Here is a 19,363-nt window from a genome sequence, read left to right as displayed (position 1 = left end):
GGGGCAGTCATGAGTTACGCGGTAAGCGACACCACGGAGAAAGCGCTGGAACAGGCCATCGAACGCAGCCTGACCGGCACTACCAGCGAAGCACAGGCGCAGGGCATTACCGAGCCTGCGACTTACGGCGTGAGTGGTGCTTACCGCCTTGGCCATGGCAGCGACTTCGATGCCGCGCTGGCGCTGGACACTGCCCGATTCTGGGCCTTTCTGGAAGCCACGCAAAGCAAGGCCTTGGAAAAGCTCAAGACCCGCCACCCCGCCGATTGGCAGGCGCGCATTCTTGGCCAGTACGACAAACTGATCAAACGAAAGGGCGTACTGCACCTGTTGAAAAAAGGCCTGCCGGTCGAGGATGCGCACTTTACCCTCATGTACCCCGCGCCGCTGGCCAGTTCCGCCAAGACGGTGCACGACAACTTCGCCGCTAACGTGTGGAGCGTGACGCGCCAGGTGCATCACTCGTTGGCGAACTCGAACGAGTCCATCGATATGGTGCTGTTCGTTAACGGCCTGCCCATCGTCACGCTAGAGTTGAAAAACGCTCGGACCGAGACCGCCAGCTATCACGGGAAAAAGCAGTACCGCAACCGGGATGCCAGCCAGCCACTGCTGCAGTTTGGCCGCGTGCTGGTGCATATGACCGCCGATACCGACGAGGTTTGGATGGCCACCAAGCTCGCCGGGGATGCCACCTGGTTTCTGCCGTTCAACAAAGGGCATAACGAAGGTGCGGGCAACCCGCCCAACCCGAACGGCCACCGTACCGCTTATCTATGGGAAGAGGTGTTCAAGCCTGGCAGTCTCGCCGGTATCATCCAGCACTTTGTGCTGCTGGAAGGTAAAAGCACCGACCCGCTGGCGAAGAAAAACCTGATCTTTCCGCGCTATCACCAGCTCAACGTGGTACGCAAACTGTTGGCCCATACCGCGGCGCATGGGGTGGGCCAGAGTTACCTGATTCAGCACTCCGCCGGATCGGGAAAATCCAATTCGATTACCTGGGCCGCCTACCAACTGATCGAAAGCTACCCCGAGCAGGCCGACCTGCCCGGCGCGAAGGCGCTGGATGCGCCGCTGTTCGATAGTGTGATCGTCGTGACCGACCGCCGCCTGCTGGACAAGCAGCTGCGCGAGAACATCAAGGACTTCTCCGAGGTGAAGAACATCGTCGCCCCGGCGATGCGCTCTTCGGATCTCCGAGCGGCGCTGGAGAACGGTAAGAAGATCATCATCACCACGATTCAGAAGTTTCCCTTCATCATCGATGGCATCGCGGACCTCTCTGATAAGCGTTTTGCCGTGATTATCGACGAAGCCCACAGCGGCCAAACCAGCCACTCTCAAGGCAATATGAACAAGGCCATGGGGGGAAGTGCGGAGACGGACGACGAGGACAACCAGGACAAAATTCTCACATCCATACGGGCGCGCAAGCAGCGGGACAACGCTTCTTACTTTGCATTCACGGCGACCCCCAAGAACAGCACGCTGGAGATGTTCGGGGTGGTGCAGCCTGAGGGCGGCTACAAGCCATTTCATCTTTACAGCATGAAACAGGCGATCGAAGAGGGCTTCATACTCGATGTACTGGCCAATTACACCACCTACAAGGGCTATTACGAGATTCAGAAGTCCATTGAGGACAACCCGCTGTTCGATACCGCCAAGGCGCAGAAGAAGCTGCGCGCCTTCGTCGAACACCGCCAGCAAACCATCGACATCAAGGCCGAGGTCATGGTGGAAGACTTCGTCGATAACGTGGTCAACAAGAAGAAGCTGCGCGGCAAGGCGCGGGGAATGATCATCACCCAGAATATCGAGATGGCCATTCGCTACTATCGCGCGGTACAGAAGGAGCTGGAGAAGCGCGGTAATCCGTTCAAGGCGCTGATTGCCTTTTCGGGTGATAAGGAGGTTGACGGCATCAAGTACACGGAAGCCGAGATGAATGGTTTCCCCGAGGAGAAGACGCGCTTCTATTTTGATGGCTACGACGATAAGGGCAAGCCGATGCTGCTGAACGGCCAGAGCGTCGAGAACACCTTTCGGTTACTGGTGGTGGCCAATAAGTATCTGACCGGCTTTGATCAACCCAAGCTTTGCGCCATGTATGTAGACAAAAAGCTGCAGTCGGTGCTGGCCGTTCAGGCGCTATCCCGCTTGAATCGCTCGGCGCCCAAACTGGGTAAGCGGACCGAAGACCTGTTCGTGCTCGATTTTTTCAACGAAGTCGACGATATCAAAAAGGCGTTCGATCCCTTCTTCACCGTGACGACGCTGTCGCAGGCGACAGATGTTAACGTTCTGCATGACTTGAAAGATGCACTCGATGAGACCGGTGTTTACGAGTGGGAGGAAGTTGACGAGTTCTGCCAGCGTTTCTTCAACCAGGAGGATGCCCAGAAGCTGAGCCCACTCATCGATACAGCCGCCGAGCGATTCAACGCGGAGCTGGGGCTCGAGGATAAAGACAAGATCGACTTCAAGATCAAGGCCAAGCAGTTCGTCAAGATCTACGGTCAAATGGCATCGATCATGCCGTTCGAAGTCGTGGCATGGGAAAAGCTGTTCTGGTTTATGAAGTTTCTCATTCCGAAGCTGAAGATTCAGGACCCGAACCAGGATGAGCTCGACGAGCTGCTTGAGGCCGTCGATCTTTCCTCCTACGGATTGGGCAGAACGAAGCTCAACCATGCCATTACACTGGATGCCGAGGAGGCCACGCTCGATCCGCAAAACCCCAATCCGCGTGGGTACCGTGAAGAAGAGAGCCAGAAGGACCCGCTCGAGGAAATCATCAAGACCTTTAACGAACGCTGGTTTCAAGGCTGGAGCGCTACGCCGGATGAGCAGCGCGTCAAGTTCCTGAATATTTTGGATAGCGTAAGAGCACACCCGGATTTCGAGCAGAAATTCAGCGATAACCCGGACCCCTACTCGCGTGAAATCGCCTTCGATAAAATCATGAAAGAAGTGATGTTGAAGCGGCGCAAGGAGGAGATGGAGTTATACAAGCTCCACGCTCAGGACCCGACGTTCAAGGCGGCGTTTTATCAAAGCCTCAAGAATGCGCTGCAAAACCCCGGGCTGGGTAGCAATGTATAAAAGCGAGTTTGCCTAAAAAATCGCGCGCCGTATCGCGATCAGGAGAGAGACTAATGACATCCAGTCACCCACGCCCAACCTCCATCCGCATCTTCCTCGCCGACGGCACGCCCGAGGGCCTGCGCATCGTGGAAAAATCCAACTGGACGGGGCGGGCGGTGGTGGCCAACCGCTCTCAGCTCGAAGGGGCGATGAAGCGCAGCGAAATGGCGCAGCCGGGTGTGTATGTGCTCACGGGGCAAACGGAAGAGGGGGCGGCCAAGTTGTACGTAGGCGAAGCCGATTCGCTCGGAGATCGTATCAAGCAGCATGTGTCGGGTAAGGAGTTTTGGACGCGGGCCATCGCCTTTACCAGCACCAACGAAGGTTTGAATAAGGCCAACGTGCGCTACCTGGAGTCGCGGCTGCTGAGCATGGCGAAGACGGCCAATCAGTGGGCGGTGGATAACACGGCGTATCCCTCCGCCCCACCACTCAATGAAGCCGACCGTGCCGATGCCGAGTGGTTTTTAGCCGAGATGCTGGTGATTTTTCCGCTATTGGGTATCGATGCGTTTGAAGCAGCTAGCAGCCAAGCCGCCGCGTCATCTTCAGAGCCAGTCGAGCCACCGCTGACGCTTTACCTCAACGAGCGTGGGGCCGAAGGCACGGGTAGAGAAGTTGCCGATGGCTTTGTGGTACTCAAAGGCTCATTGGCACGTGTTGAGGAGACGCTTTCCATCCATGACTACATGCGCGAGCAGCGGCAACTTCTGCAAGCGCGTGGCGTACTAGCGCCGCAAAATGGAAAGCTGATATTTACCCAGGATTTTCGCTTTTCCTCTCCTTCAACAGCAGCGGGCGTATTGGTGGGCGGTAGCGCCAATGGCCGTTTGGCTTGGAAGGATGCTGATGGCAAAACTCTGAAAGCCATTCAAGACGAAAGGTTATCGGATGTTTAGCAAAACGTTTTTCAACTTGCCCCGGTTGCGGGTGTGCTCTTCTGTATTCCTTATTTCAGCTGAAACAACTCCCTGACTGGCCCATGAGCCGAATATCAACATGATCGGCTCACAAAAGGGTCTGCATAGGCAGGGCAGTCGGCTTTTGCTCCTCCGGGTGCAATCACGCTGGCTTTAGTTTGAGCCTGTGTTGCGACCTACAGGGGGGGTAATGAGTATTGGGCCTTTTATGCTATTGGAGTCCAGCCAGGGTAGCTTGCTGGGTCGTTAGGAATCAGAATGCAGTGTAGTTGGCCTTGAATGAACCCAATTAGCATATTGTCACCTGCCTGGGCTCTTTCCATTACAGGGTTGTTTTGGAAATAAAGTCTGTATTCTGAACGAGTAGGGTGGTTTTCTCGAGAGTCGTACCAAGTCACCTTGGCTGTATGATGAGCGCTCTCTCCTCGTACAGAAAAAAGTGCCTGGAGATCTGTCTTTTCGTGACCAAATAGACTTTTTAGTGCGGTCACTCCATTAAATTCGTGTTGGTTCGATCGTTCAGGTCGGGCTTCAACTGCCGCAAGCGTTTTGATACATGCTGGATTGAGAATGACTGAGTTTGTAGGCATCGTGTGTTCCTGGCTGTGTTGCCCGTTTCCTTCTTGGGCTTATTATTCATGACTAGAGTATAGTCGATATAAAATCCCTGTGCCTATACTGCAGGCTATAGTGCAGCTGTCAGGAGAGCGATACGAGCAATGAATCTGCCGTAACATGCTGCACTGCCAAGCGAAAAACTGCCGTATCCATTTGCACCTTCAAAGGCAATTTTACGGTTGTTGAAGTTGTTCGGGCGCACGACCTCACCGGCTCAGAGGTCAAAGACTATACTTGGTAACTACATTGTGAAGAGTTTTCATTAAGGCTGATCCCACTTGAACATCATGCCACTGCCATCTTCCATGGCCACTAGTGCGTTAGTATCCAGCACGACGTTCAACGGAAGGTTGTCGATTTTGGCTAGCGGCCTTTGCCAGGGTTCGGTCGTGGTTGCGTCACGCCACTCTATTCGCTTAGAAAAACTTTCGGTATTAACGACCAGGACCAGTGGCTTTTCATCTGCGGTGAAATAGCGGTTAGCGGTGTACTCGACAGCCTCTGCCAAATTTAGATGAATGCCGTCCTCCTTTTTATCGTTTCCGCATCGTGGCACGTAGCCTAATCGTAAGGCCTCCTGCCAGTTTTTTTCGGTAATGACTCGATATAACTGCATGCCTGCCCCTTTACTGTATGCCGCCATGGCAACGAATTATGTCACTCATAACGTACCCACTTGTATCTTAGTCCATGACACGACCTGGATAACACCAGTGTTAGCGCTGCCCTAAAATCAGTCACTGCCCACCGTGACCAGCATCATCGCCATCATGGATAAAGCGATCCCCAGCTTGGCGTAGCCACCGATTGGCTCCTGGCGCACCATCGAGCCTAGTATCACGGGAATGAGTGGGTAGAGCGATACTATCAGGATGCTGATCATGGCCAGTTGCCCTTCCCGAGATAGCGCATATAGCGTTAGGCCAAGGGCGCTAATGCCGCCCGCAGCGGTAGCGAACAGTGGGTGTTGTCTACTGGCTGGCTGGGTGCGCCGATAGAAGGGAAGCAGAAGGGCAGCCCCTGCCAGCATACACACGGCAATGCCGTATTCGGCGGCTGGATCCGGTACTTGCGCGAGTGCGAATAGCTGGAGGGCAAAGCCTGCCCCTGCGCCCAAACCAAGCCATAAACCGCTGTGGTTTTTGCAAGTGCCGTGCATGGCCTTGGGCGTTCTCCCTCCGGCTGTTAGCCAGATGGCGGGTAGAGCCACCATCACGCCAAACCATACCCATTTGCCGGGGCGCTCATCCAGAAACAGCAGTGAAAGCGCCAGTGCGATGACTACCATGGCCACCGAGCTGACTGGCACCACCAGGGCGAAGGCTGCCTGAGAAAGGCTCCGGTAGAGCAGCAACGCGCCTAATGCTGAGCCAATACCCGCCAGGGCGCCCCATGTCCAAACGCCGGGTGCCCAGGTGGCGAGCATCATCGCACCAGGAAGGGCAACGAATGCGCCGCCCAGGTGTGTGAATAACCCAATATTCAGCGCTGGATAGTGACGTGAAAGCAGGCCGTTGATGAAGTGCGTACTGCCAAGCAGCAACATGGCAAAAAGGGCAAGGGCGATAGACATGGTGGCTCCCCGTCAGGATGATCGATGGAGGCACCAGCTTAAAAAGCGAAAGGGCGCGGTGAGAAATTCGATTAGCTCATCCCAGCCATGAGGAGAGGTCATGATTCGGGGCGCAGATATCACCATTGCTCAGTTACGGGCACTGTTAGCCGTTGAGGAAGCGCAGTCGTATACCCGTGCAGCTGAACGTTTGGGTGTTAGCCAATCAGGGGTCAGCCATGCCATGCAGTCATTGGAGCAGCGTGTCGGTGGTGCCTTGATGGTGAAAACGCCGCAGGGAGTCGAGCCGACGGCGCTGGGTGAGTTAGTGCTCGCTAGCGCGAGAAAGATCATGGGTGAGCTGCAGGTGCTTAGTCATCAGGTATCGCACCACCATCATGAAACCGATACGACGCTCAAGATTGCCGCGATACCCAGTGCGCTGCATGGTTGGTTAGCCTCGGTGCTGTCAGTCTTTTCGAGCCGATACCCAGAAGCCATGGGGTTGGTGCTGGAAGGTGTAGAGGAGGAAATCAAGGAGTGGGTAGAAAGCGGCGTGGTGGATGTTGGCATCACGACGGATACCACGCGGCTCAACCTAGGCTATTGGCGTGAGCACTTTGATTGGCAGTTGATCAGACAGGACGAGATCGTTGCTGTGCTGCCCAGCAGCCATCCGTTGAGCCAGCACGCCAGCGTAAGCGTCTCAGCGCTGGCCGAGCACCCGTTGGTCATGTCATCCGGGGGCTGTGAGGCGTTGATTCAGCAAATTTTTGCAAACTCCTTGGAAGCATCGGAAGGCGTGGTGCAGGTCGATTTTTGGGTGCGCGATACACGCACGTTGCTACAGATGGTGGCTAACGGTGTGGGCGTCAGCCTGGTGCCCACGCTGGCGTTGGTGAATAAGCTCAACGCCGACCTGGTGACACGCTCGTTGTCGCCTTGTGGCGTTCGCCAACTGATCGCCTTCTGGCCCAAAAAGAAGCCGCTTGGGCCCGTCGGGCAGCAGTTGCTGCAGGCGTGCGGTGCTTAACCAGGCAAGCAATAGGCGAGCAGATCCATCTTCGTGTGATGAATAGCGACTATCTCGATGCACTCTTGGACCATCAGAGAAAAGAGTGGGGGATGTCGCCGAGGCAAGCCCATCCACTAGCCCATGAGCCGAATATCAACCATAATTGGCTCATCATCTGATCCGAATAGGCGGGGCAATCGGCTCATGTATATCTGGGAACAGCCACATTGGCCGCATTTTGAGTGGGATGAGTCCGCACTGCGGCCTACCCTGGATGCCGTGCGGCTGCTTCAGGGGCGCGTGTTGGGTAAAACCGAGGCGGCGCCTGGGCAGGCGGATCTGGATCTGGAGGTGGAGATGGATGCGCTGATACAGAACGCCATTCGTACTAGCGAAATCGAAGGCGAGCGTCTGGATGTTGGCTCCGTGAGGTCTTCCGTGGCTCGCCAGCTGGGCATCGAGCGGGCTGGTATATCTGGTAGAACAACCCCTGAGTCCGAGGCATTGGTCGATCTATTGCTGCAATCCACGCGTCAGCTGGATGAGCCGTTGACCCATGGGCGGCTGTGCCTGTGGCAGTCCATGCTGTTTGTGAAAGGCCCTGGCCTGATGGGACAAGTGCGTGTGGGCGAGCTACGCGGTGACCACCCCATGCAGGTGGTGTCGGGGCGGCTGGATCGACCTACCGTTCATTTTGAAGCGCCTCCCCGTGAACAGCTGGAAGCCGAATTGGATGCGTTTCTAACGTGGTTCAACCAACCGCTAGAGGGACTGGATGGGCTGGTGCGGGCGGGTATTGCACATCTATGGTTGATCACCTTGCACCCCTTTGATGATGGCAATGGGCGGGTCACACGCGCCGTTACCGACCGGGCGCTTGCGCAGGCAGAACGGCAGTCGGTGCGCTTCTACTCTCTGAGTGCGGCAATCATGGCGCGGCGAAGCGCTTACTACGACTACCTCGAAAGTACCCAGAAGGGCAGTCTCGATATTACGCCTTGGTTGTTGTGGTTCCTCGATACGCTGAAAGAGGCGCTTGAGCAGGCGTTGTTAAGAATCGACCGTGTATTGGTCAAGGCTTCCTTTTGGCAGCACCATGCCACTACGGTACTGAACGAACGACAAATCAAGGTGCTGAACCGTTTGTTGGATACCGCAGGAGAGGAGTTTGCGCAGGGCATTAATGCCCGCAAGTACCAATCGTTGGCCAAGGTGAGCAAAGCGACCGCCACGCGGGATTTGGCTGAACTGGTAGAGAAAGGCTGCCTTTTCAGGCTGCCTGGCGGCGGGCGGAGCACACGTTATGCCTTGGTGGAGCATGGCAAAGGGCTGCCCGGTGAATACTGATGGCCAGGAGTCACTGCCCGGTGGGCCACCCCGAACCCAGAAAGCCATAGAAGTGTCATAGTAAAAATGACCCAGCTCGACGCTGGCAGACGTATAATCGCTGCACACGCCATCGCCCTTGTTGACGTGCTTTGAAGACGAGATGTCGGCTTTCATCTGGCTGACGTGGCGTCCCGGTATACGTGTGGCGATGGGCATATCAGCATCATCCTGAATCGTGATAGAGATTGCGTTTACGTGGCACCCACCTGGCGGGGTTACTTGATGGATGAATGCACATGACGCTTGATTATTTCGTGGCGAACTATGGCAGCCTCGGCTTGTTCGTGGGGGCGAGCCTGGAGGGTGAAGCCGTCGCGATGCTGGGCGGCATCATGATGCATCGGCACCTGATCGGGTTTGGTGAAGCGGTGGTCTCGCTTGCCTTGGGCGCTTTCCTGGCAGACCAGGTGTTCTTCCTGCTCGGGCATGGGTGGCGCAATAGCGCCATCGTTCGCTCGGTTCAGCGTAGCGTGGCGGGTGAGCGGGTACTGACGACGTTCAACGCCCACCCGAATACGTTCGCGTTCTCCTTGCGGTTCCTTTATGGGCTGCGCATGGCCGGTGCGGTGACCATTGGCACGACCAACTTTCCCTGGCCCCGTTTCATCGTGCTCAATGCGCTGTCGGCGCTGATCTGGTCGGCCGCCTGGGTCACGCTCGGTTATCTGTTTGGTCAGGCGCTCGCGCCACTGTTTGAGCGATTGAGCAGCCTTTCCCATGTGGTGTTGGCAGGGGTGGCCGCCGTGCTTTGCGTCGCGGTCGCGGCCGTGGTGGCCACTCGGCGGAGAAGGGCTCAGCGCTTGACGACGCGCGATTGAGCGCAGCCACCCCTGCACACGCATTACCCTATCGTTACCGCCTCCGCCAGGCTAAGCCGGTGAGCAGCCCCAGCGTGAGCGCTGCCATGCCGCCGGTGTAGGCGATCAGCGGCCACGCCGTGCTGCCATCCAGCATGACCACCACCGCAGTGCCTACGCCACCCACGATCAGGCTCTGCACTCAGAAGTGCAGCGCCACGGCGGTGCCAGCCATGTCGTTGAAGGCGTGCAGCGCGCCGTTGGCGGTCACGGAGGTGATCAACACGATGCCCACGGCGGCGAGCCACATCGGTAAGACAAACGACCACAGGCTTGGCGTGAAGAACACTTCCCCCAGCCCCAGCAGGCCTGCGCTGGCCAGCAGAATCAGCGCGCCACGCAGGGCGCAGCCGGGAATGCCCCAGCGCGTCACGAAACGTTTGGCAAAGCGCGCCGTCACGATCATGACCAAGGTTACCGTCGCAAAGGCCACGCTGAACCCCAACTCGCTAAAGCCCGCCCCTTCGATGAGCACTCGGGGGGCCGTCGAGAAGAACACGAAAAACGCCCCCATGGCGGTCCCGAACGCGACCGTATAAACCCAGAAATGAGCGCTGTTGAGCACGCGCCCCATATCCGCCAGGCGGGTGGGGGCGTATGCCTTGCGTGTTTCATGCCATCTCGGGAAGGCGTAGCCGAGGGTCAGCAGGGCCAGAATGCCCAGGGTGATGAACAGGGCGCTCCAGCCCAGGTAATGGGCTATCAGCGCGCCCGCGATAGGCCCCAGCGCAGGCACCACCGCCAGCATGGCATTCATCAGGCTGTAGATGACCGCGCTTTCCGGCGTGTTGGCGTACACATCGCGCACCGTGGCGAACATCGCGACCAGCATGGCGGCGGCCCCCATGGCCTGCACCAGCCTGAGCAGCACGAATAGCCAGGCTTCCGTGGTGAACGCCAGGAAGAAGGAGGCCGCCGCAAAAACGAGGGTGCCGCCTATCAGGATGGGGCGACGACCCAGGCGGTCTGAAAGCGGGCCAAAGAGGATCTGGCCCACGCCCAGCATGATCATGTAGAGCGTCAGCGTGAGCTGAACGACCTCGGGCGTGGTATTGAGAATGCCCGGCATGGCGGGCACCACCGGCAGGTAGATATCCATGCCGAGTGAGGCAAGCAAGTTGAAAGGGGCCAGCAACGCCAGCGCCAGGGGGAGGCGATAAGCCCAAGAGCTTGGGTTTTGAATAGGCACAGGAAAAGCTCCGTACGAATCAGCGTATTCGACGGCGGCCTGCAGGGCATCGATGGGATGGTCAGGCTGCCGCAACAACGAGTGAAGCAGGGTTGTTGCGGCCTAGCGGTCTGCTTTTTTGGAACCCATGGGTGCTTTCCGGGAGGTGACGTTGCGGTGCCTTTGGCGTTGTTAGCGTATCAGAGACAAAAAGCGCAGACCAGGCCATGCCCGTTGTGTATCGGATATTGGTGTTGGATTTTTCTCGATGACAAAATTCATCGTGCTAGCTGCATGGCGATGATTTTTTTCCTGACGACTTTGCTAAAAACGAACGTTGGTCTTCTTTAGTTTTTCTATATCCCTTTTAATTCATGTGCTTGCGGGGTTTTTTGTTGTTGGCACGCGGTTTGCTACATGGTTTGCTACAAGTGTTCTGCCGTAAGCGTGGTTAGCTACAAGTAGTGCGCTAAAGATAGCGTGCCAATGCGTAAACGATAGCCAAGGCGCTTTGGCGCGTTCCAACAATTAACAATAGAGAATAGGAAGCACGTTATGCAGTTGAATCGGGTGAGCAGTTTCAAGAGTGCGGGTAAGTTGATTACCGGACAGGGGGCCAGTGAACAGTTGGGCCTGCATGTACAGGCACTGGGCATGCAGAATCCCTTGATCGTGACGGATGCCGGGGTGGTGGCCTCAGGCACGCTGGAGGGGGTTACCAGGCAGTTGCAGGCCTTGGGGCTTTCCTGTGGTGTGTTCGATGGTGTAACCCCAGAGCCGGAAGTGGCTATCGTGGAAACCTGCACGGAGGTGTTCGTGTCGGACCAGCACGATAGCGTGATTGCCGTGGGCGGCGGCAGTGCCATGGATATCGCCAAATGCGTGGCGGTGTATGCGCGCCATGAGGGGCCGCTGGAAGCGCTGTTTGGCGAGCAGCAGGTGCGCCAGCGTGAGGTGCCCTTGATTGCCATGCCCACTACCGCAGGGACTGGGTCGGAGGTGACTAACATCGCCATTCTGTCCGACAAGGTCCAGCAGATGAAAAAGGGCATCGTGAGCGATTGCCTGCTGCCGGATGTGGCGATCGTGGCGCCCGAGCTGACGCTGAGCTGCCCGCGCAGCGTTACGGCTGCCAGCGGTGTGGACGCGCTGGTGCACGCGGTGGAGGCGTATCTTTCCAATTTTGCGACGCCTATCACGGACGCCTTGGCGGTCAAGGCCATGGGGTTGATCGTTTCGGCGTTGCCGAAGGCGTTTGCCAATCCTCAGCATCTTCAGGCCCGCGAGGACATGGCGACCGGTAGCCTGCTAGCGGGGCTGGCGTTCGGCAATGCGGGGGTCGGGGCAGTGCATGCGTTGGCGTATCCGTTGGGCGGGCGTTATCAGTTGGCCCATGGGGTGACCAATGCGCTGCTGCTGCCCTTCGTGATGGAGTGGAACAAGCTGGCGTGTGTGGAGCGTTTCCGGGGCATCGCCCAGGCTTTTGGCGAGCCGGTGGCGGGGCTTTCCGACCATGCGGTGGCCGATGCCGTGATTGCGCGTATGCATCGCTTGTGTGCCGAGGTGGAAATTCCGTCTGGCTTGCGCTCGTTCGATATCCCTGAGTCAGCGATTCCCGAGCTGGCTGCCGAAGCTATCAAGGTGGAGCGGCTGCTGCGCAATAATCCCAGGGTCTTGAGCCTGGAGGATATCGAGGCCATCTATCGCGCTGCCTACTGACGCGGTGACGCGTTACTAACAATACCAATAAAATTGATCAGGAGTTCATGCCATGAGCGCTTGGAAACATCGCGTTGACGGTGAGGAGAGCCCGTACACGCCGTTAGGTCCGTTCAAGCTTCGCTTGCCTTTCTATCACTATCGCTTCGAGCTGCCTGACTATTTGCAGGGGCTATTGATGTGTGCCGTCGATCTGGCGGCGATTCCGCTCATGATGCAGTTGCTGGGGATGCCTTTCGAGGCGGCGCTGGCCATCGTGATTTTGAACGGTTTGCTGTATCTGCTGCACCATCTGCTGGGGGACCCGGTGATCCCTGGCTGGATTACGCCGGCCATTCCGCTGTTGATGGCGTATGTGGCGACCTTCCCCGAGGGGGTCGATAGGGTGCATGCGTTGATTGCTTTCCAGATGATGCTGGGGGTGCTGGCCATCGGTCTGGGGGTCACGGGCATGGCCAGCAAGGTGGTGCGGCTGATTCCTTCGGCCATCAAGGCGGGGGTGATCATGGGCGCTGGTCTGGCGGCCATCGTGGTGGTATTCGATGAGGGTGGCCGCTTCGAGCAGTACCCCTTTACCATCACGATTGCCGTGGGTGTGGCCTTTTATCTTATTTTTTCCCGCCATTTCAATAAGCTGAAAGCCCAGGGTGGTGTGTGGGGTGCGGTAGGCAAATTGGGGATCTTTCCGATCATCGTGCTGGCTATCGTGGTGGCTCCGCTGTTTGGGGAAGCGCCATGGCCCGATGTGGAATGGGGGTTCAGCCAGCCTGACTTCGCGTTGATGTTCAGTGAGTACACGGTGTTCGGCGTGGGCATGCCGCCGCTGATGATGTTTCTGACGGCGATTCCTACGGTGTTGGCGGCGTATATCGTGTTGTTTGGCGATGTGTTGCAGAGCAAGGCGCTGCTGGAGGAGGCCGATGAGAAGCGCCGCGACGAGAAGATCGACTATAACCCCAACCGTGCCCACATGATCTTTGGTGGCCGTAATTTCGGCATGAGCATTTTTGGTCCGGACGTGGTGATGTGTGGCCCGCTGTGGGCGGCAATGCATGTGGTCACGGTTGAGCGTTACAAGCAGGGCAAGGCGGCGATGAACTCTATCTTCGGGGGTTCTGGGTCGTTCCGTTGGGGAACCAACACGGGGTTGCTGCTGCTGCCCATCGTGAGTCTGGTAGAGCCTATTCTGGGCATTGCGCTGGCGCTGACGCTATTGATTCAGGGCTATGTCAGCGTACGCATCGGCATCATGGAGGCGCGTAGCCAGCGTGATCTGGGCATTGCCGGAATTATTGCGGCAATGCTGGTCATCAAGGGCGCTACCTGGGCCTTTGCCGTGGGGATTCTGCTGTGCGCGCTGATTTACGGTCGCCGTTTCTTCTCGGGCGAGGTGGACAAGACCTTCGTGAAGGATTGGGAGGAAGCGTCCGTGCCTTCTGCTGACCCTGAACCTCGGGTCCCGCTGCAAAAGTAGTCGACATGACGCTGTGCAGGCCGAGCCGCCGGGTTACGCTGGGGTTCGGCGCCGTGTGCTGGCCAATCGTGCGGTTCGGCCAGCCATGGCGGGATGGTTCGCAGTTATCCCTGGAGGGAGATCATGCAGCGAATAGAGGCGTGCCTTTCATTGGCGGCGGCATTGCCCTTGTTTGAGCAGCACGGTACGGATGCGGTGGAGGTGTTTCATCGCCAGGGCCAGGTGATTGGGGTGTTGACCCGTACCGATATCGAGCAGGCTCAGCGGGAAGGGGCACTCGACCAGCCGGTGGAGGCACATTTGCGCTACCGGGTCACCGGTGCGAAGCCAGCCCTTGAGGCGGCAGAGGTGGAGGCGTTCGGGTTCGATGAGGAGCCCATGCGTTCTTTGCTGGATGCCTTGCACGATGGGGTCTATATCACCGATGCCAACGGTATCACGGTGACAATCAATCAGGCTTATGAGCGCATCACCGGTATTCAGCGGGAGGAGGTGGTGGGCTTCCACATGGCGGATCTGGTCAAGGCGGGGTTCATTTCCAAATCGGCGTCGCTGGAGGTGATTCGTGAGCTGCGCCCGATCACGCTGGCGCAGACGATCCATGGTAGCCGCAAGATTGTGGTCACGGGGACCCCGCTGTTTGGTCAGGACGGCAGGTTAGCCTATGTGGTGACCAGCGTTCGCGATATCACGGAGCTGCTGCTGGCCAAGCATGCCCAGGAGCAGCTTGAGCAGATCGAGCGTATCCGTGAGGCGTATCAGGTGCGAGAAGTATCGGCGCTGAGTGCTCCCGGGGTGATTACCAGCCCGAGCACGGAGCCTTGCTTCGACCTGGCGCGCCGGGTGGCAAAATCGACGGCCAAGGTTCTGATTCAGGGCGAAACCGGTACCGGAAAGACCTTGTTGGCGCGTTATATCCATCAGCACAGTGACCGTTCGGATGGCCCGTTCATGGAGTTGAACTGTACGGCGTTTCCGGAAGGGCTACTGGAGGCCGAGCTGTTTGGCTATGCCGCCGGGGCATTTACCGGTGCTGCGCCCAAGGGTAAGCAGGGGCTGCTGGATGTGGCCCATGGGGGAACGCTGTTTCTGGATGAGATCGGTGACTTGCCCATGGCCTTGCAGGTAAAGCTATTGAAGGTGGTGGAAGAAAACCGCTATTTGCCTGTGGGTGATACCGCGTTTCGGCAAGCCAACGTGCGGTTGATTACGGCGACGCATCAGGAGTTGTTGGAGCGTGTACAACAAGGGGCTTTTCGAGAGGATCTCTTCTATCGGCTGAGTGTGGTGCCGCTGCGGTTGCCACCGTTGCGGGAGCGGCGCGAGGAAGTGATTCCTTTGCTGCAGCATTATTTAGTGCACTTCAATCAGTTGCACGGTATGTCGCACCGCTGGTCACCCGAGGCGTTGGAGCTGCTGGCGGGGTATGCGTGGCCGGGCAATATACGCGAGCTGATGAACCTCACCGAGCGCCTGGTCGTGACCCTGGAACAGGAAGAGGTGACCTCGGCAGATTTGCCCCGTGAGCTATTTCCCAGCCCCGGCCAAGCCGCGGCACCGGAAGGGCCGCGTGCACTTTGCGAGCAACATTCCTTGCGCCATCAGGTGAGCCGATTCGAGCGGCAAGTGATCGAGCATGCGCTGGCCTTGCACGGGTCTACTCGCGCGGCAGCGGCAGTATTGGGCGTGGACCAATCCACGTTAGTGAAAAAGCAGCGCCGCTGGCGCGATTCACCGTTGGGGTAAGGCAGCGCTGACACGCCAGGTTCTACGCCAGGTCCTATCCCACGGTTTCAATTCTATCAATGACAATACAGGAGTAGGTGATGCAGATTCAGTCGTGGATTCATGAGGCGGCTTATATCAACGGCGAGTGGGTGACGTCGGAGAGTGGCGAGCAGGTGGCGGTGACCAACCCGGCAGACGGTGCGACGCTTGGGCATGTGCCTGCCCTGAGCGCCCAGCAAGTGGCAAGTGCCATCGAGGCGGCCAACGTGGCGCTGCCCGCCTGGAAGAGCAAAACCGCTGCGCAGCGGGCGGCTGTTTTGAGCCGCTGGCATGCGCTGATCATGGAGAACGAGGCGGTGCTGGGCGAGCTGATGACGCTGGAACAGGGCAAGCCGCTGAGGGAGGCGCGGGGTGAAATCGGCTATGCCGCCAGTTTTATCGAGTGGTTTGCCGAGGAGGCCAAGCGGATTTATGGCGATACCATTCCGGGCCACGCGGCAGATAAGCGCATCATTGTCACCCGTGAGCCGGTGGGGGTCTGTGCGGCCATTACGCCGTGGAATTTTCCGGCGGCGATGATTACTCGCAAGGTGGCTCCTGCGCTGGCCGCAGGCTGTACCATCGTGGTGAAACCTGCCATGGAGACGCCGCTGACCGCGCTGGCCTTGGCGGCACTGGCCGAGCAGGCGGGAGTACCTGCCGGGGTGATCAATATCGTCACTGGGGATGCACAGACCATTGGCCAGGTGCTGACCGAAAGCCCAGTAGTGCGCAAGCTGAGTTTCACCGGTTCTACGGCGGTGGGTGCCAAGCTGATGGCAGCCTGTGCGCCGACGGTGAAGAAAGTGTCGCTGGAGCTGGGAGGCAATGCCCCGTTCATTGTGTTCGATGATGCCGATATCGACGAGGCGGTGGCCGGGGCAATCGATAGCAAGTTCCGCAATGCCGGGCAGACTTGCGTATGCGCGAACCGTATCTATGTGCAAAGTGGTGTTTACGACACCTTTGTGGAGCGGCTGGCGCAGCGAACTCAGGCCTTGAAGGTGGGCGCTGGCAGCGAGGAGGGGGTGGATATCGGGCCGCTGATTTCCGAGAAGGCGGTGGCCAAGGTGGAAGAGCACCTTCAGGATGCCTTGGCCAAAGGAGGGCGAGTGCTGGCTGGAGGGCAGCGCCATGCGCTAGGGGGGACCTGGTACGCACCCACGGTGGTGGCCGAGGCGACAGCGGACATGGCATGTGCCCGCGAGGAGACATTCGGCCCTCTGGCACCGGTATTCCGCTTCGAAGACGAGGCTGAAGTAATTCGCCTGGCAAACGATACGGAGTTCGGGCTGGCGGCCTATTTCTATGCTGAAAGTGTCTCGCGCATCTGGCGCGTTTCCGAGGCGCTGGAGTACGGCATGGTGGGCATCAATACCGGTTTGATTTCAACGGCGGCGGCTCCGTTCGGTGGGGTCAAGTCTTCAGGCATCGGCCGCGAAGGCTCGCGTTACGGGATCGATGAATATACCGAGATGAAGTACCTCTGCCTGGGTATCAAGCAGGCGGAGTAGCCTTCACTTTACTAAGCTGTTTTTAGTTCCAAGGCCCCGGGTGAGAGCTCTCACTGCGGGGTTTTTTGGCCCTTACTAGACGTTTAGGTTAGTGAGCTGCGTATTACTACGTATAGGTATCAGTAGCTTCTCCGCCTAGCCTGATTAGGTGATAACAATGACAACATGGAGACTACCCACTTTGAATGTGGCTAATTATCTAGCAGTCAATGCGCAGCGCTTTCCCGAACGGACGGCGATATTTGCAGGCGAGCATCCGGCGCTCAGTTACGTGATTTGCCCATGGCCAGGCAATGGCGGGGGAGTATCCTTGTAGCGGCCAAAAACACTGGGCCAAGATATATCGCGTACCATGGGGGGCACACTCACTGCCGAGGCCCCCATGCCATGCCCCGCGTTGCCATCTTCGTAGACACTCAGAACGTTTACCAAACAGCGCGTAATGCATCGCCCAGTCGGGCGGTGATACAAGCGCGCACCGCGTAGCGGTGCCAGATTGACTTCGCCTCATTGCCCTGATATTTATACAGTATGAAAAAGCGTGCCTACAAAGAACGGTTCTACCCCACCTCCGAACAGGCTGAGCTGCTGGCGCAGTCGTTCGGGTGTGCCCGTTTTGTCTGGAATAATACCCTGGCCTATCGCACCGAGGCGTATCAGCAGCGCGGTGAATCGGTCTCGCACTCATCGGCGGAAAAGCGACTGGTGGGCTTAAAGGCGGAGTTTCCGTGGTTGCGGGATGTTTCCAGCGTGATCCTGCAGCAAACGCTCCGCGACCAGAAAGCCGCCTTCGACAACTTCTTCAACCCAAAGCTCAAGGCGCGCTACCCACGTTTCAAGCGCAAGGATTGCCGGCAGTCGATCCGGCTGACCAAGGCCGCGTTCCGCTATCGGGATGGTGAGATCACTATCGCAAAAGCGAAGACGCCGTTACCCATCCGATGGAGCCGGTCACTACCCTCTGCACCCTCTACCATCACGATTTCACGCGATCGTGCTGGACGCTACTTCATCAGTTGCCTGTGTGATTTCGTGCCAAAAGCGCTTCCGGTCACGCGCAAAACGGTCGGCATTGACCTCGGCTTGAGCGATTTGTTCATTACCAGTGACGGCGCAAAATCGGGCAATCCGCGTCATCTGAAACGCTACGAGGCGAAGCTGGCCTGCTTGCAGCGCCGGTTGGCGAAAAAACAGACAGGTTCAAACAACCGCAACAAACACCGCCGGAAAGTGGCACGGCTACATGCCAAGATCGCCGACTGTCGCCGTGACGCTACCCACAAAGCGACCCGCGCACTCATTAACGAAAACCAAGTCCTGTGCGTCGAGTCACTTAATATCATTGGTATGATCAAGAATAGACGGCTTTCTAAATCCATTAGCGATGCCGGGTGGGGTGAGTTCGTCCGGCAACTGGAATACAAGGCCGCCTGGGCGGGGCGCCAACTGGTGAAAGTGAGCCAGTGGTTCCCCAGCAGCAAGCGGTGTCATGGCTGTGGCTACAAGGTTGAGAAGCTGCCGCTGTCGCAACGTCACTGGCACTGCGAAAGCTGCGGCTATCCCATTGACCGCGACATCAACGCGGCCAGGAATATACAAACCGCCGGGCTGGCGGGGTTAGCCTGTGGAGCGACCGGAGCGGAGGGCAGCGGCCTGGCTGCTATCTAGTGAAGGCGTGTGGAAGCAGGAAGGTTCTGGGGGTGATCTCAGAACCCTCGCCCAAAGCGCGAAGCGCGGCGGGCGGGGAGTGTCAGTACACCGTACGCGACGCCTACGGCAGGCACTTCGATTACCGTCGTTTCTGGGCCAAGGCAACGGCGAACCGGGAGGTGCTGGCCGCCCGCTGCTATGCCATCGACAAGGGCGATGCCAAGCAGCGTGAGTTCCAGAATATCCTCCGTTCGATTGGCTTCGAGGTCAGGTTAAAGCCGTTCATTCAGCGAGCGGACGGCTCCGCCAAGGGTGATTGGGACGTAGGCATCACCCTCGATGCCATCGAATACGCCGAGAAGGCGGATGTGGTGGTGCTGGTCTCCGGCGATGGCGACTTCGACCTGTTGGCGCAGAAGATCCGTGAGGCCCACGGCAAACGGGTGGAAGTCTACGGCGTGCCCCAGCTCACCGCCGCTTCCCTGATCAACGCCGCCAGCCAGTTCATCCCCATCGAGGGTGACTTGTTGCTGGGGTGATACAGAATGCTGAGCTGATGGGCTGGTTTGC

13 protein-coding genes and 1 pseudogene are annotated in these 19,363 nt (G+C 58.0%); 11 read left to right on the top strand and 3 right to left on the bottom strand.

The annotated features are described in order from the left end of the window. The first annotated feature begins 9 nt into the window (after positions 1-9). Together KVY02_RS14045 and KVY02_RS14040 are read left to right on the top strand one after the other, a co-directional pair. Complete coding sequence (locus KVY02_RS14045; RefSeq protein WP_218313744.1) at positions 10-3,108, top strand: type I restriction endonuclease subunit R; 3,099 nt, start codon at positions 10-12, stop codon at positions 3,106-3,108. Between the two features lie 53 nt (positions 3,109-3,161). Next, positions 3,162-4,049, top strand: coding sequence for a GIY-YIG nuclease family protein (locus KVY02_RS14040; protein WP_100730818.1), 888 nt, complete (start codon positions 3,162-3,164; stop codon positions 4,047-4,049). Positions 4,050-4,950: 901 nt separating this feature from the next. Here the strand turns inward: KVY02_RS14040 and KVY02_RS14035 are convergent. After that, a complete protein-coding gene (locus KVY02_RS14035; RefSeq protein ID WP_100730820.1) occupies positions 4,951-5,304 on the bottom strand; it encodes a DUF952 domain-containing protein in 354 nt (117 codons plus the stop codon). Positions 5,305-5,421: 117 nt separating this feature from the next. Then, a complete protein-coding gene (locus KVY02_RS14030; protein WP_100730821.1) occupies positions 5,422-6,261 on the bottom strand; it encodes a DMT family transporter in 840 nt (279 codons plus the stop codon). 100 nt (positions 6,262-6,361) lie between these two features. Between KVY02_RS14030 and KVY02_RS14025 the strand changes: the two genes are divergently transcribed. The 3 genes from KVY02_RS14025 to KVY02_RS14015 all read left to right on the top strand — a co-directional run bounded on the left by KVY02_RS14025 (position 6,362) and on the right by KVY02_RS14015 (position 9,462). Continuing rightward, the gene (locus KVY02_RS14025) at positions 6,362-7,273 is read left to right on the top strand and encodes a LysR family transcriptional regulator (RefSeq protein ID WP_218313743.1); all 912 of its coding nucleotides are present in this window, start codon (positions 6,362-6,364) and stop codon (positions 7,271-7,273) included. Between the two features lie 186 nt (positions 7,274-7,459). Further along, complete coding sequence (locus KVY02_RS14020; protein WP_081137375.1) at positions 7,460-8,602, top strand: Fic family protein; 1,143 nt, start codon at positions 7,460-7,462, stop codon at positions 8,600-8,602. Between the two features lie 278 nt (positions 8,603-8,880). Beyond that, entirely contained in the window at positions 8,881-9,462 is a 582-nt protein-coding gene (locus KVY02_RS14015; RefSeq protein WP_218313742.1) for a DedA family protein, read from the top strand. Positions 9,463-9,496: 34 nt separating this feature from the next. Here the strand turns inward: KVY02_RS14015 and cml are convergent. Next, positions 9,497-10,684 (bottom strand): annotated as a pseudogene (cml, locus tag KVY02_RS14010) (CmlA/FloR family chloramphenicol efflux MFS transporter). A gap of 540 nt (positions 10,685-11,224) precedes the next feature. On the opposite strand from cml, the gene KVY02_RS14005 reads away from it, so the two are divergent. From KVY02_RS14005 to KVY02_RS13980, 6 genes are all read left to right on the top strand, one after another. Further along, positions 11,225-12,388, top strand: coding sequence for an iron-containing alcohol dehydrogenase (locus KVY02_RS14005; RefSeq protein ID WP_081137379.1), 1,164 nt, complete (start codon positions 11,225-11,227; stop codon positions 12,386-12,388). A gap of 52 nt (positions 12,389-12,440) precedes the next feature. After that, the gene (locus KVY02_RS14000) at positions 12,441-13,862 is read left to right on the top strand and encodes a hypothetical protein (RefSeq protein WP_193460871.1); all 1,422 of its coding nucleotides are present in this window, start codon (positions 12,441-12,443) and stop codon (positions 13,860-13,862) included. 123 nt (positions 13,863-13,985) lie between these two features. Beyond that, complete coding sequence (locus tag KVY02_RS13995; protein WP_081137383.1) at positions 13,986-15,608, top strand: sigma 54-interacting transcriptional regulator; 1,623 nt, start codon at positions 13,986-13,988, stop codon at positions 15,606-15,608. Positions 15,609-15,688: 80 nt separating this feature from the next. Then, positions 15,689-17,143, top strand: coding sequence for an NAD-dependent succinate-semialdehyde dehydrogenase (locus tag KVY02_RS13990; RefSeq protein WP_081137385.1), 1,455 nt, complete (start codon positions 15,689-15,691; stop codon positions 17,141-17,143). Between the two features lie 531 nt (positions 17,144-17,674). Next, positions 17,675-18,811 carry an RNA-guided endonuclease InsQ/TnpB family protein gene (locus KVY02_RS13985; protein ID WP_016914777.1) on the top strand — a complete coding sequence of 379 codons (1,137 nt, stop codon included), beginning with the start codon at positions 17,675-17,677 and terminating at the stop codon, positions 18,809-18,811. 32 nt (positions 18,812-18,843) lie between these two features. Next, positions 18,844-19,332 carry a LabA-like NYN domain-containing protein gene (locus KVY02_RS13980; RefSeq protein WP_218313741.1) on the top strand — a complete coding sequence of 163 codons (489 nt, stop codon included), beginning with the start codon at positions 18,844-18,846 and terminating at the stop codon, positions 19,330-19,332. Positions 19,333-19,363 lie beyond the last annotated feature (31 nt).

Source organism: Halomonas sp. 18071143 (genome assembly GCF_019211725.1).
In the GTDB taxonomy this organism is placed as follows: Bacteria; Pseudomonadota; Gammaproteobacteria; order Pseudomonadales; family Halomonadaceae; genus Vreelandella; species Vreelandella stevensii.
This window is presented reverse-complemented; position numbering and strand designations above follow the sequence as displayed.

What these genes read in the sequence shown, in the direction of transcription:
- KVY02_RS14035 (WP_100730820.1), bottom strand. Translation starts at nt 5,304, where the DNA reads ATGCAGTTATATCGAGTCATTACCGAAAAAAACTGGCAGGAGGCCTTA.
- KVY02_RS14045 (WP_218313744.1), top strand. Translation starts at nt 10, where the DNA reads ATGAGTTACGCGGTAAGCGACACCACGGAGAAAGCGCTGGAACAGGCC.
- KVY02_RS14030 (WP_100730821.1), bottom strand. Translation starts at nt 6,261, where the DNA reads ATGTCTATCGCCCTTGCCCTTTTTGCCATGTTGCTGCTTGGCAGTACG.
- KVY02_RS14020 (WP_081137375.1), top strand. Translation starts at nt 7,460, where the DNA reads ATGTATATCTGGGAACAGCCACATTGGCCGCATTTTGAGTGGGATGAG.
- KVY02_RS14000 (WP_193460871.1), top strand. Translation starts at nt 12,441, where the DNA reads ATGAGCGCTTGGAAACATCGCGTTGACGGTGAGGAGAGCCCGTACACG.
- KVY02_RS14005 (WP_081137379.1), top strand. Translation starts at nt 11,225, where the DNA reads ATGCAGTTGAATCGGGTGAGCAGTTTCAAGAGTGCGGGTAAGTTGATT.
- KVY02_RS14040 (WP_100730818.1), top strand. Translation starts at nt 3,162, where the DNA reads ATGACATCCAGTCACCCACGCCCAACCTCCATCCGCATCTTCCTCGCC.
- KVY02_RS14015 (WP_218313742.1), top strand. Translation starts at nt 8,881, where the DNA reads ATGACGCTTGATTATTTCGTGGCGAACTATGGCAGCCTCGGCTTGTTC.
- KVY02_RS13985 (WP_016914777.1), top strand. Translation starts at nt 17,675, where the DNA reads ATGAAAAAGCGTGCCTACAAAGAACGGTTCTACCCCACCTCCGAACAG.
- KVY02_RS13995 (WP_081137383.1), top strand. Translation starts at nt 13,986, where the DNA reads ATGCAGCGAATAGAGGCGTGCCTTTCATTGGCGGCGGCATTGCCCTTG.
- KVY02_RS14025 (WP_218313743.1), top strand. Translation starts at nt 6,362, where the DNA reads ATGATTCGGGGCGCAGATATCACCATTGCTCAGTTACGGGCACTGTTA.
- KVY02_RS13990 (WP_081137385.1), top strand. Translation starts at nt 15,689, where the DNA reads ATGCAGATTCAGTCGTGGATTCATGAGGCGGCTTATATCAACGGCGAG.